At 75.1% G+C, this 12769-nt stretch carries 10 protein-coding genes; 3 read left to right on the plus strand and 7 right to left on the minus strand.

Features of this window, described 5'->3' with window-relative positions:
* Window positions 1-75: 75 nt before the first annotated feature.
* The 3 genes from ACIGG8_RS21175 to purD form a co-directional block, all read right to left on the minus strand.
* Window positions 76-1617, minus strand: coding sequence for a N,N-dimethylformamidase beta subunit family domain-containing protein (locus ACIGG8_RS21175; protein WP_396549787.1), 1542 nt, complete (start codon window positions 1615-1617; stop codon window positions 76-78).
* A 218-nt stretch (window positions 1618-1835) separates the two neighbouring features.
* The gene (locus ACIGG8_RS21180; RefSeq protein WP_396549789.1) at window positions 1836-3419 is read right to left on the minus strand and encodes a hypothetical protein; all 1584 of its coding nucleotides are present in this window, start codon (window positions 3417-3419) and stop codon (window positions 1836-1838) included.
* 535 nt (window positions 3420-3954) lie between these two features.
* The gene (gene purD, locus ACIGG8_RS21185; protein WP_396549791.1) at window positions 3955-5202 is read right to left on the minus strand and encodes a phosphoribosylamine--glycine ligase; all 1248 of its coding nucleotides are present in this window, start codon (window positions 5200-5202) and stop codon (window positions 3955-3957) included.
* Between the two features lie 368 nt (window positions 5203-5570).
* On the opposite strand from purD, the gene ACIGG8_RS21190 reads away from it, so the two are divergent.
* Window positions 5571-6356, plus strand: a complete 786-nt coding sequence (locus ACIGG8_RS21190) for an SLATT domain-containing protein (RefSeq protein WP_396549793.1) — start codon at window positions 5571-5573, stop codon at window positions 6354-6356.
* A 54-nt stretch (window positions 6357-6410) separates the two neighbouring features.
* Here the strand turns inward: ACIGG8_RS21190 and ACIGG8_RS21195 are convergent, their stop codons facing one another.
* The 3 genes from ACIGG8_RS21195 to ACIGG8_RS21205 form a co-directional block, all read right to left on the minus strand.
* The gene (locus ACIGG8_RS21195; RefSeq protein WP_350519621.1) at window positions 6411-7058 is read right to left on the minus strand and encodes a hypothetical protein; all 648 of its coding nucleotides are present in this window, start codon (window positions 7056-7058) and stop codon (window positions 6411-6413) included.
* Window positions 7059-7172: 114 nt separating this feature from the next.
* On the minus strand, window positions 7173-8297 hold the full coding sequence (locus ACIGG8_RS21200; RefSeq protein WP_396549795.1) for a GntR family transcriptional regulator: 1125 nt from the start codon (window positions 8295-8297) through the stop codon (window positions 7173-7175).
* 160 nt (window positions 8298-8457) lie between these two features.
* Window positions 8458-9255, minus strand: coding sequence for a carbon-nitrogen family hydrolase (locus tag ACIGG8_RS21205; RefSeq protein ID WP_350519619.1), 798 nt, complete (start codon window positions 9253-9255; stop codon window positions 8458-8460).
* 174 nt (window positions 9256-9429) lie between these two features.
* Between ACIGG8_RS21205 and ACIGG8_RS21210 the strand changes: the two genes are divergently transcribed.
* Together ACIGG8_RS21210 and ACIGG8_RS21215 are read left to right on the plus strand one after the other, a co-directional pair.
* Window positions 9430-10251, plus strand: a complete 822-nt coding sequence (locus tag ACIGG8_RS21210) for a maleylpyruvate isomerase family mycothiol-dependent enzyme (protein WP_350519618.1) — start codon at window positions 9430-9432, stop codon at window positions 10249-10251.
* Between the two features lie 160 nt (window positions 10252-10411).
* On the plus strand, window positions 10412-11245 hold the full coding sequence (locus tag ACIGG8_RS21215) for a Bro-N domain-containing protein (RefSeq protein WP_396549797.1): 834 nt from the start codon (window positions 10412-10414) through the stop codon (window positions 11243-11245).
* A 58-nt stretch (window positions 11246-11303) separates the two neighbouring features.
* On the opposite strand, the gene ACIGG8_RS21220 is transcribed toward ACIGG8_RS21215, so the two are convergent.
* Complete coding sequence (locus ACIGG8_RS21220) at window positions 11304-12695, minus strand: nitrate/nitrite transporter (RefSeq protein ID WP_396549799.1); 1392 nt, start codon at window positions 12693-12695, stop codon at window positions 11304-11306.
* Window positions 12696-12769: the final 74 nt, after the last annotated feature.

The raw sequence follows: 12769 nt of genomic DNA on the forward strand, positions 1-12769 counted from the left end.
CACTGCGAAAGGGGAGGTCACTGCCCCCGCAGTCTTTCACGACCGCCGGTCCCGCTCCCCCGGGGCCGCCGGGGCTCAGTTCTTGCAGAGCCGGTCCAGCAGGTTGGCGGTGGCCCGCTGGATCCGCTCGTCGGTCAGTCCCGGGCGGCCCAGCGCGGGCGACCAGGCGAAGGTGCCGGCCGCGAAGACGTACGCGCCGCTGGGCGCCCGGTACAGCGAGGTCTCCTGGTAGCGGGTGCGGCCCGACAGGTCCTGGTAGGGCGAGTGGGCCAGCAGCACGCGTTCGGTGTGCTCGGGCAGCGCCACCTTGGGGTAGTACCGGTCGGCCTCGCCGGCGACCAGGCCGGGCAGCTCGTCGCCCTCCTGCAGGCCGGTGCCGTCCCAGAGCCAGTGCGCGGTGTGCCGGGCGACCAGCGGGACGGGCGCGGCGACCCGGCCCGAGTACTGCACCCCGAGCAGGTGCTGCTCGGGCTCCCCCGCGTCCCGCCACAGCGCGCTGGCGGAGCCGGACACGCCCGCGGCCGGGCTGCCGGGCCCGACCTTCTGCCGCTTGCGGCAGTTGAGCAGCCGGTGGGGCTCGCCGGAGGCGGCGGCGGTCAGCTCGACCCGCCAGTACATGGTGTTGGCGGAGAGGAACACCAGCGAGGTGCCGCCGTCCCGGGCCCGTTCGGCGGCCCGGCGCATCGGGGCGGACCAGTACTCGTCGTGGCCGGGGAAGACCAGCGCCCGGTGCCGGGCGGGGTCGACCAGGCCGGCGTGCAGGTCGGTGGCGGTGGCGTAGGAGAGGTCGTAGCCGTAGCGCTCGGCCCAGCGGATGAAGTCGTACGCGTGGCCGACGTGCAGCGGCAGCCCGGCGGTGGCGTGCGGGCGGTCGAAGGAGACGGTGACGGCCGCCTCCGGCTCGCCGAGCAGGCCGCCCCGGCCGTCCCAGGCGTGGTAGAGGCTGGCGCCGGTGCGGCCGTCCTCCGGGAAGAGGTTGTACGCCTGCCAGGTCACGTCCGGGAGCACCAGGAGCAGCTCGGCGGTGTTGTGCCCGCGGTCCTCGAAGTCCCGCACGGTGAACGGGATGTGACTGCGGTGCGCGGTGTCCGAGGTGGTCAGCACGGCGACGTACGCGCCGGGCTTCCAGTGCGCCGGGACCTGCAGCCGCCAGGAGTGCCACCAGTGGTGGCAGGAGACCGTCCGGTCGACCACCAGCGGGGCGGGCTGGGCGAGGCCGGAGACCGGCGGGCTGGTGGTCATGTGGCGGGCGCCGTCGCCGCCGTAGTGGCCGATCCGGAAGACGCTCACGGTGAACTCGCGGGGCGGGTTGACGGTGACCCGGAAGTCCACCGAGCCGCCGGGGCGGATCACCCCGGCCGAGGCGAAGCCCTTGATCTGCTGGTCCACGTCGTTGGAGCTCTGCGGGGTGCCGACCGACGGCTTGGGCCGGGACCCGGCGGTCAGCGGCTGCTGGCCGGGCGCGTCCACCGAGACGTACCAGGGGACGGCGCCCTCCGCTCCGGCCAGGTACTGGTCCGGGCTGCGCAGCCAGGGCAGCGGGCCCTGTCCGAAGGGGTCGGAGACGCTGTAGGCGTGCGTTCCGGACTCCCAGCGGCGGTTGAGTTCGGTGCCCACGCGCCCCTCCCAGGTGCACTTCCGCCCGGTTGGCACGTGCCCCCCGGATGTGCGTGCGGTCTAATACACCACAGAGTGCTGGCGCTCCGTCACCCTCCGGTGGCAATTGGTGCCGGGAATCTCGCGGTCCGCCCGGAGGGGGCCTCCGGCCTGCGGAGACGACCGGCGGCCGAGCCGTCCGGGGGCGCGTGCGGGGGTGTCGAGCGCCGTCCCACCCGTCACAGCCGGACGGGTTTCTCCAGGCGGACGTCGGCGGCGTCCAGCCAGGCGCGCAGCGGGCCGTCCTGGCCCTGCTCGACGGCCTGGGCGACCGGGCCGGCCAGGTCGGTGCGGCGGACCCCGCCGAGCAGCAGCACCGGGCCGTCCAGCCAGTCCAGCCCGGGGGCGCCGCCCGCGGTGTCCACGGCCGCGCAGCAGACCATCGCGGTGACGTGGTCGACCAGCAGGTCGCGACCGGTGCGGTCGGGTTCCAGCAGCGGGGCCGGGGCGGTCGTGCGGGCCACCTGGGCGGCGAGCGCGGCGGCCAGCCGTTCGCCGTCGCCCTCGGCGAGCCGCACCAGCAGCCGGGTGAGGGTCGGGGCGCCGGGGCGGGAGTGCGGGGCGAGCCGGTCCAGGGGGGCCTGCAGGGCGGCGGCGCCCGCCCGCCAGCCGGCGTCCACCACGTCGGCCGGGTAGTCGGCCCACTCCAGCTCGTGCCAGGCTCCGGCCGCCGGGCGGCCGAAGAACAGCTCGGCCGCGAGCCGGGAGACCGCCCGGTCGACGGCTCCGGGCTCCTCCAGCAGGTCGCAGGCGGGGCGGTCGCCGAGCCGGGTGCCGTAGCCGTCGGCCAGCCGGTCGCGGCGGGACAGCTCGGTGAGGGCGGCGACCACGCCGGCGTTGAGGTGGGCGGGGTGGCGGCCGAGCCGCCAGGCGGGCAGCGCGACCCGGGTGAGCAGCCGGTCCCAGCCGGCGTAGGCGAGGCCGACCTGCTCCTGGGCGGCGATCCGCAGGCCGTAGTCGACCACCCTGGCCTGCTCGGAGGCCCAGCTCGCGACGGAGCGCTCCAGTTCGGCGGAGTGGCCGCGGCAGGCACCGAGCAGGCGGCGGGCGATCCGGCGGGCGATCCGGTCGGCGAGCGCGGCCGGACCGCGCCGCGGCGGCCGGGGCGGGGCGGCCAGGGTTCCGCCGCCGAGGCCGGGGGACGTGCCCCGGCCGGAGTCCAGGCAGGCGTCCAGGCTGCGCAGGAACCGGCGGGCGGCGGCGATCTCCGGATCGGCGGAGGCGGCGGCGCCGGCCACCACCGGGGCCAGCAGGGCGCGCAGCTCGCCGGCCCGCATCCACCAGAGGAAGGGCGAACCGATCACCAGGACCGGGGCGGGCGGCTCGGGGTGCGGCCGCGGCGGGCCCGGCCGCCGCACCGGTGGGACGTCCTCCAGCCAGCTGTCGCAGTCCGGGGTGAGGGCGACCGCGGAGGGCGCGGGGACGTCCAGCCGGTCGGCGAGTTCGGCGATCAGCCGGTACAGCTCGGGGGCCTCGGCGCGTTCCAGCGGCACGGCGGGGGTCCGGGGCGGCTCGGCCCGGTGCAGGGCGCGGGCGGTCAGCCCGGCGACCAGCAGGGTCAGCGCGGCGACCGCGCAGACCGCCCAGCGGACGGCGTCCCAGCCGGCGGCGTCGGCGGCGCCGGGCGCGCCGATCCGGCCGGTGAACCGGCCCGCGAGCAGGACCACCGCCACGGCGGCGGGCAGGACGGCGGCGGCCAGGGCGAGGCCTCGGACCCGCAGGACCGCCTGGGCGTGAGCGCGCGCGGTGTCGACAGCGGCCATACGGTGCGGCACCCCCTTCGGAGCCCTCGGGCGCCCGACGACGGGCCCTGAGCCGACTCGAAACGATCAGTTCCGACCGGGAAGCGGAGGCGTCCGATCCCGGTAGTGCATGCTGCGTGGCGCTACTGACATTTTCGACGCCCCGGCCCGGGTGGTCGTTCCGGATCGCCCCGGTTTCCACTCGTCCCGGTGACGTCGCCCGGATTCCGGACGCCCGCGACCGGTCCGGTGCGAAGCACCCGGCGACCGCCCGGCCGGACGCCGTCCAGCATCCCCCCGCAGGGGCGCCGCTACCCGGCGGCGACCCCGGCGCGCGGGCCCCGCGCACTGCGATCCAGCGCACCATAAGGCCGGGCGCCCCGTTACGTCAGCCGGATGCGGGCGCTGTCACCCGATGGGCTGGAATCCGTCGGCCGATCGGTGCGTCGGCCCCCGGAAGCGGTCCGGCCCCGAAACGCCGGGGGCGCTGCGTCCATGGGGTTGATTCCCACGGTCCGCAGCGCCCCCGGTACGGGCTCGGCTCGGCCTAACTGCCCTACGCGGTGGCCGCCTTCAGCGCGATGTCGGTGCGGTGCTGGCCGCCCTTGAGCGAGATCCGGTCCACCGCGGCGTACGCGCGCTCGCGCGCCTCGGCCAGGTCGGCGCCGGTCGCGGTGACCGACAGCACGCGGCCGCCGGCGCTCAGCACCTGCCCGTCCTCGCCCGCCTTGGTCCCGGCGTGCAGCACGAACGCGCTGCCGTCCGCCTCGGCCTCGGCCAGGCCCTCGATCGGGTCGCCGGTGCGCGGCGCGGCCGGGTAGCCCTCGGAGGCGACGACCACGGTGACAGCCGCGCCGTCGTCCCAGCGCAGCGGCTCCAGCTGGTCCAGGGTGCCGTTGGCCGAGGCCAGCAGCACACCGGCCAGCGGGGTGCGCAGCCGGGCCAGCACGACCTGGGTCTCCGGGTCGCCGAAGCGGGCGTTGAACTCGATCACCCGGGTGCCGCGGGACGTGAGCGCCAGGCCCGCGTACAGCAGGCCGGAGAACTCGGTGCCGCGGTGGCGCAGCTCGTCCACGGTCGGCTGCAGGACGGTCTCCAGCACCTCCTCGACCAGCCCGGCGGGCGCCCACGGCAGCGGCGAGTAGGCACCCATGCCGCCGGTGTTGGGGCCCTCGTCGCCGTCCAGCGCGCGCTTGAAGTCCTGCGCTGGCTGCAGCGGGAGGACGGTGGTGCCGTCGGTGATCGCGAACAGCGAGACCTCGGGGCCGTCCAGGTACTCCTCGATGACCACGCGCTCGCAGGAGGCGGCGTGCGCCAGCGCGGCCTCGCGGTCGGAGGTGACCACGACGCCCTTGCCGGCGGCCAGGCCGTCGTCCTTGACCACGTACGGGGCGCCGAAGGCGTCCAGCGCCTCGGCGGCCTCGGCGGCGGTGGTGCAGACGTAGGAGCGGGCCGTGGGGACGCCGGCGGCGGCCATCACGTCCTTGGCGAACGCCTTGGAGCCCTCCAGCTGCGCGGCTGCGCCGGAGGGACCGAAGACCGGGATGCCGGCCGCGCGCACGGCGTCGGCGACGCCGGCGACCAGCGGGGCCTCCGGGCCGACCACCACCAGGGCGGCGCCGAGCCGCCGGGCCAGATCGGTGACCTGGGCACCGTCGAGCTGGTCGACCGGGTGGACCGTCGCCACCCGTGCGATCCCGGCGTTGCCCGGGGCACAGTGCAGCTCGGTGACAGCGGGATCTTGGGACAGAGAGCGGCACAGGGCGTGTTCGCGGGCGCCGCCGCCGATGACGAGGACCTTCACGCCACGCAAGCGTAGTCGGTGGCCTGTTCCGGCCGCTCCCCGGTCCCGTCGGATCCTCCAGGAGAAGAGGTCCGTACGCCGACGATACCGGAGGATCCTCCAAGCCCGGGGCCCCCGGGTGGGCGCTGGGTGCCCGGGTCACGACCACGGGTCACCGGGCCCTCGCTCGGACGGGTGAAATCTCGCCGCCCCCCGCAACCCGCTCACCTCGGGTTCCGATGGCTTGAACCGGTAACGATCAACCGGGAAGCTCCCCCACGGTCAGCCATTTGGCGGTAAGAAGTGCTGTTGGACAACCACCGGCAGACGCCACGTCAGCCGATGCGCCGCCAGACCCAGCCGCCCGCCCGCCACAGGGAGCCCCACAGGTGAGCCAGCCGGAAATGCAGCCCGAGGAGAGTGCCTGGGGCAAGGAGATCGGCGAGGAGGACCCGCCCGCCACCGCCGTGGTCCGCCGGGAGCCCACCCGCCGCCGGACCGATCTGAGCACCCGACAGTTCCCCCTCGGGGACTGGGGCGAGCCGGCCGAGCGACTGGAGGAGCTCTACCGCTGGTCCGAGGAGCGGGCGGTCGAGGCGATCGAGTGGTACCGCCGGGACCGGGTCTGGAAGCGCCGGTGGGCGCGCCTGCTGCGGTTCGGCTCGGCCGGGTTCGCGGTGGGCGCCGTGACGGCCCCGCTGGTCGACCTCGCCGGCAGCTTCGCGCACGGCGCCGGCTGGGGCTACGTCGGCCTGGCGCTCTCCGCCGCCTGCTACGGCGCCGACCGAGCCTTCGGCCTCAGCTCGGGCTGGATGCGGGACGTCTCCACCGGGCAGGCCCTGCAGCGCCGGCTGGAGGCCTTCCAGTTCGACTGGGCGTCGGAGTGCGTGCGCGAGGTGCTCGGCCCCACCGAGGGCACCGCGGGCGAGGCCGCGGAACGCTGCCTGGGCGTGCTGCGCCGGTTCTGCGAGGACGTCTCGGACATGGTCCGCACCGAGACCTCGGAGTGGATGCTGGAGTTCCGCGCCTCGATGACCCAGCTGCCCACCCAGGCCCCCGGGAGCTGGGGCGGCCGCTCCGAGCCCGGGGTGGGCGCCCAGGTGCGGGTGCTGCCGCCGCCGGGCACCCGGCCCACCATGCCGCGCCAGCGGCCGCCGGAGGGGCCGCTGCGCTAGGGACCGAAGGGCCCACGCCGGGCCACGGTGGGCCGTCGGCGGGCCTCCGTGGCGCTAGGCGAAGACGATCATCGAGCCCTGGGTGACGCTCCTGGTCGCCGCCGCGTACAGGCCCGACCAGGCGTGCCGCTCCCGGGCGAAGGGGTGCACGTCGTCGATCGGCGGCCCGAACGGCTGCTCCAGGCCGGTCGGGCCGAGCGGCCGGGTCGGGTCCGGCGGGTTGAGCGGGTCGATGCCCAGCGCCGGTGCCACCGCCTGCAGTTCGCGCAGCAGTCCGTGGCTGGAGCCGAGCGGGCCGCCGGAGGCGAGCAGCGCGTCGTCCACCAGCGGCACCGCGAACTCGACCGGAACGTACGCGCCCGCGTGGTCGAAGTGCCAGACCAGGTGCGACTGTTCGGCGCTGCTCTCGAACATCTCCAGCAGCTGCTCGTAGTCGCCGCCGAGCGCGTCGACCGGGGTGATGTCCAGGCCGGTGAGGCCCAGCAGGTAGGCCCGCCGCAGGAAGTGCAGCGAGTCGTAGTCGAAGGCGGCTATCGGCTCGACCGCGCCGCTGATGCCCGGGACGTACTCGTAGACCGGCACCCCGGGCAGCCCGCGCGCGGCCAACACCTCGTTGTAGAGGGCTAGATCGTCCCGGAAGGGGTTGTCGGGGCTGTGGCTCAGCACGTCCACCAGCGGGACGAGCCAGAGGTCGCAGGCCATGGCCGGCAGTTCCTCTCCGGGCGGTGGGGGATCGCCCGCGGGGCGGGGCGACGACGGGGGCGGGGTCGGTACCCGGACGGCCCTTCGCGGACGCCCGGTTCGACGCCCGTCACCCTACCGGCCCGGGGCGGCGTGCGGGTCGGGCCGCCCCAGCGGGGCCTCGGGGGGCGCCGGAGACGGCCGCCGGCCGAACCGGCCGTAGGGCACCGCGCGGGGCTGCGGCACCAGGCCGAGGCCCAGCCCCAGCTCCCGGCCCAGCTCACGGCCGACCTCGTCACCGCGCAGCGGCCGCTCGCCGCGCACCGCACCGGGCTCGCCGTGCTCGGCGCGGTCGGCGGGCTCGGCGCGGTCGGCGGGCTCGGCGCGGTCGGCGGGCTCGGCGCGGTCGGCGAGCTCGGCGCGGTCGGCGGGCTCGGCGCGGTCGGCGGGCTCGGCGGGCTCGACGACGGAGCCGGGCCCCGGCTCGGCGGCCGACGGCTCGACCGGGACGGGCGGCGGCTGCGTCCCGGTGGTCTCGGTGAGCAGCCCCAGGACCGTCACCGACTCCAGCGGCTGCCCGGCCAGCTCGGCCAGCAGCCGCGCGGTGGCCAGGTTGTACTCGCAGATGATCCGGTACGCGCCGGCCAGGTCGTGCGCCTCGATCGCCCCGACCAGGTCCTGGTGGCGGTCCCAGCAGACCCCGGCCAGGCCGGGCATCGCCCGCAGGTAGGGCGCGGCGAACATCCAGGACTGCACCCGCAGCCAGTCCAGGTAGTCGGCGACCCGCCGGTTGCCAAGCAGTCCGGCGACCTCCTGCCAGAACCGGCGGTCGCAGCCCACCATCACGTCCAGGTTCCCGGCCCGGGCGGCCCGGACGGCCGCGTCGGCCCGGCGGCGCAGCGAGGGCAGCCGGCTGAGGTCGGGCAGGGCCCGGCGGGTGGAGAACTGCCGGTGGAAGCTGTCGGTGAGCAGGACCCGGGACTCGAAGATCTCCAGGAAGTCGTCCCAGCACAGCTCGGGCACGGTGAAGCCCCGGTGGTGCTCGGCCCGCAGCAGCCCCTGGGCGCCGAGGTCGACCAACGCCTCGCGGGCCGGGGTCGCGGAGACGCCGTACAGCTCGGCGATCTCCTTGACGGTGAAGTTGCGGCCGGCCGCCAGTCGGCCGGCCATCATCTCCTCCCGCAGCGCGCCGGCGATCTGCTCGCGCAGGCTGTTGCGGTGGATGACGGGACGGGGGGTGCCTGCGCCGTCGACAGGCATGGGCGCGACCTCCTCGGGCGGGCCGACCGTGCCGACCCTGGACGGACCGGCGGGAACACGACGAGTGCTCATCTTCTCAAACCCGCCCGGGCCAGGTCCGAACCAACCCTCCGACAAGACGGTCCCCCGGCCCCGGCCGGTCCGACCGGGGCCGGACCGACTAGCGCTGGACCGGTGCCGGGATCCCCAGCAGGCGGTCCCGCAGCACCGGGAAGTCCTTGCGCGCCGCGGCCACCTCGGACGGGTCGAAGTCGACCGTCAGCACCTCCTCCTCCGTCCCCGCCTCGGCCAGCACCCGGCCCCACGGGTCCACCACGATGCTGTGCCCGGCCTGCTCCACCCCGGCGTGCGTCCCGGCCGTGTTGCAGGCCAGCACGAAGGCCTGCTCCTCCACCGCCCGCGCGCGGGCCAGCAGCGTCCAGTGCTCGCGCCGCCGGGCCGGCCAGGCCGCCGGGACCACCAGCAGCTGCGCACCGGCGTCCAGCAGCGCCCGGAACAGCTCCGGGAAGCGCAGGTCGTAACAGGTGGCCAGGCCCAGCGTGGCGAAGTCGGTGGGCGCGGTGACGATCTCCTGGCCCGCGCCCATCACCACGGCCTCGCCGCTGTCGAAGCCGAAGCGGTGGATCTTGCGGTAGGTGTGCACCAGCTCGCCGTCCGGGGCGAACAGCATCGAGGTGTTGTAGATCGGCCCGTCCGGGTCCCGCTCGACGATCGAACCGGCGTGCAGCCAGACCCCGGCGGCCCGGGCGGCGGCCGCCATCGCGTCCGAGGTGGGCCCGTCCAGGCCCTCCGCGCCGTCCGACCAGAGGTCGTACGCGAAACCGCCGAGCGGCCACAGCTCCGGCAGCACCACCAGGTCGGCGCCCTGCTGGGCCCGCACCAGCGCCGCCGCCCTGGCCCGCCGCTCGGCGGGCGGCTCGGCGTCGGAGACCGCGAGTTGGATCAATGAAGCGCGCACAGTACCACCGTCCACGGCAAGAGTCCTACGATCGTCACCCGAAAGCGCTGCCCTGCTGTTCCCCGGCAGCGTAACGTGCGGTTAGCGTGTGCGCCCGGAAAGCCGGACCATCCCGGCCGGCGGTGACGGCGGGGCACAGGCGGCAAGGAAGCTGACGGAGGGCCGGAGATTCCCGTGACGGACAACCAGACCGTGCAGGCTTACACCGAGGCGTGGACCCAGAGCATCGAGTCCATATCGGAGCTGGTCGCCCCCCTCCCCGAGGGCTCCTGGAACCGGGCCACCGAGTGCCCCGGCTGGTCCGTCCGGGACGTCGTCTCGCACGTCATCGCGGTCGAGTCCGAGCTGCTCGGCGACCCCCGCCCGATCCACTCCCTGCCGCGTGACCTCCGTCACGTGACCACCGAGTTCGCCCGCTACGTCGAGCTGCCGGTGGACAAGCGCCGGTGCCACACCGCGCTGGAGATGACCAGCGAGCTGGAGTACACGATCATCCGCCGCTCCCGGGCGCTGCGGAACGCCAAGCAGACGCCCGGCGAGCCGGTCCGCTGGCCGGCCGGGCCGCTCGCCCGGGACGTCCCGTACCACGAGCTCCTGCGGATGCGGGCCTTCGACGTCTGGGTGCACGAGCAGGACCTGCGCCGCGCCCTGGACGCCCCCGGCAACCTGGACGCCCCGGCCGCCCTGATCTCCCGGGACCTCCTGCTGGAGCTGCTGCCCAAGGCCGTCGCCAACAAGGCCGGCGTCCCCGCCGGGACGGCCATGGTGCTGGACGTCACCGGCCCGGTGGAGTTCCTGCGCACCGTCCGGGTCGACGCCTCCGGCCACTGCACCGTGGACGAGTCGATCAGCCTGGCCCCCGACGTCCAGCTCAGCATGGGCTGGGAGACGTACGTCCGGCTCGCCTGCGGCCGCGGCCGCCCGGGGCCGGTGTCGGTGGAGGGCGACAAGGAACTGGCCGACCGGGTGCTTGCGAACTTCTCCGTCACCATCTGAGGCCCACCGGCGCACGCCACCCGGCGTACACGCACCAACGCACGCCGGGTCGGCACCTCTCGTGCATCCGCACGTCAATGCAGCACCAGCCACCTCACCCGTTCGGCCTCGTTGTTCCGGGCAGTCATGCCATCACTCGGAAGAAGGAGGAAACGTCCCGATGGACGACGAACGGGAACAGCAGGAACGGATGGTGCTGGTGCGGTCGAGCTTCCCGGTCACGGGGCAGCCGATCAGGGTCGTGATGATCGACGGCGAGCCCTGGTTCGCGACGGCCGACGTGTGCCGGGTCATGGGCCGGCGAAACCCGGCCACCGCCGTGTACGGGCTGGATCCCCACCAGCACCGCACCGTGGACCTGCGGTCGCTGACCGTCCAGCAGATGGAGGGTTACGACGATTCCGCAGGTCAGAAACCCTACCGACGGGGAAATCCATTGCTCGGCCTGGTGAGCGAGGCGGGGCTGTACAGCCTCCTCATGAGGTCGGACAAGAAGTCCGCCCGACCGTTCCGGGCATGGGTCACCGAGGAACTGCTCCCCTCCGTCCGCCGCGGGGACACCGACATCCCCACCCAGCAGCGGCGGATGGCGGAGACCCTGGCCGAGGCCATCGGGCAGCAGGTGCAGATCGTCGCGGAGATCGACCACGAGGACTGGCCCGGGCTGACCGTCCGCTCCGACGGGACGGTCCACTGCCGGCACGGGGAGATGGTCCTCCACCTGCCGGGCCGGGAGGAGGACAGCGGACCGCCGTTCGGCGCGTACTTCGCCTGCCCGGGCGGGGAGCGGGTCGGCATCCGGGGCAGCCGGGTCGTCCCCGGCTGCCCGAAGCTGAAGCTGGTGGACCTGATCCGCCTGCGGCGCGAAGCACGGCCCGCCCCCGGCACCGGGCCCGTGCCGGACCACGGGCCGATGCGTGCGGAACTGCACGGCGCCCGGCTCTTCGGGACACCGCCGCAGCTGGCCGCTTTCATGCGGGCGTACGGCCGCTGATGCCCCCGCCGACCCCCGGGTGAAGCGGGGGACGGCACGTCTTCGCAGGTCGGAAACCCTACGTCTCCGAGGCGAGGACCCTCCGCCGCAACCGGAGGATCATCAGCGTCCCCACCGCCAGCGGGACGTACTGCCAGCAGAACGCCCAGCGGAAGGCATCGGCCGGGTAGCCGTCGGTGCCTTCCGGGGTGAGGGCGTCCAGCAGGACGCCGACGCCGAAGAGGGTGATCATCGTGCCGATGAAGCCGCCCATGTTGACGATTCCGGAGGCGGTGCCGAGCCGCTCCGCGGGGTTCCGGGAGCGCGCGTAGTCCAGGCCGACCAGCGAGGCCGGGCCATTGCTGCCCATCACCAGAATGATCCCGACCAGCAGCCACACCGGCGGGTGCCCGCCGGGCCAGGCCAGCACCAGCGCCCAGCCGAGCGCGGTGGTGGCGATGACGGTCAGCACGATCGGCATGCGGGCGCGCGCGGTGCGGGAGAGCAGGCGGCCGAAGAGGAACCCGAAGCTCATGTTGCTGAGCACCAGCAGGGTCAGCATCCCGCCCGCCCCGGCCCGGGACATGCCCTGCGCCTGCACCAGGTAGGGCAGGCCCCAGAGCAGGCCGAAGGCGTTGCCGGGGAACTGGGTGGTGAAGTGGATCCACAGCCCGAGCCGGGTGCCGGGCTCCCGCCAGCAGTCCAGGACCAGCCGGCCGACCCCGGGGCGCTCCCGGTGCTCCACCGGCCGGATCGGTTCCGCCTGCGCCGGGGCCTCCCGGAGGAACAGCGCGACCAGCGCGAACACCGCCACGCCGAGCAGCGCGATCGCGGCGAAGGTGGGCGTCCAGCCCTCGCTGTGCAGCGCCTGCGCCAGCACCACGGTGGTGACCAGGTTGCCGCCCATCCCGGCCAGACCGGTCAGCTGGGCCACGAACGGGTTCCGGGCGGCCGGGAACCAGCGGGCGGCGATCCGCAGCACGCTGATGAAGGTCATCGCGTCGCCGCAGCCGAGCACCGCCCGGGAGGCCAGCGCGGGGGCGAAGGAGGAGCTGAACGCGAAGGCCAGCTGACCGGTGCTGAGCAGCACGACGCCGAGCAGCAGCACCCGGCGCGGCCCGAAGCGGTCCACCAGCAGGCCGACCGGGATCTGCATGGCCGCGTAGACCAGCACCTGGAGGATGGAGAAGGTGGAGAGCGCCGAGGCGCCGATGCCGAAGCGGTCGGCGGCGTCCAGCCCGGCCACGCCGAGACTGGTGCGGTGGACGACCGCCAGGACGTAGACGCTGACGCCGACGGACCAGGCCGTCCACGCGGCACGGCCACCCGGCGGCGCGGGAACGGGGCCGGAAACGGGTGCGGGGCCGGGAACGGGTGCGGGCGCGGGCGCATGGGCGGTCGGGGGCCCGGCAGTGGCTCGGGGAGCGGAGGCGGACGGGGGCGCGGCTGAAGGGGCGGGCTCCACGGACATAGTGCGACCAGACTAGTCATCCCATGATTGGACGCCCAGGGCGGGGTTCGGTCGCCCGGGCGCGAACCCGCGAC

Source organism: Kitasatospora sp. NPDC085464 (genome assembly GCF_044541955.1).
GTDB lineage: Bacteria > Actinomycetota > Actinomycetes > Streptomycetales > Streptomycetaceae > Kitasatospora.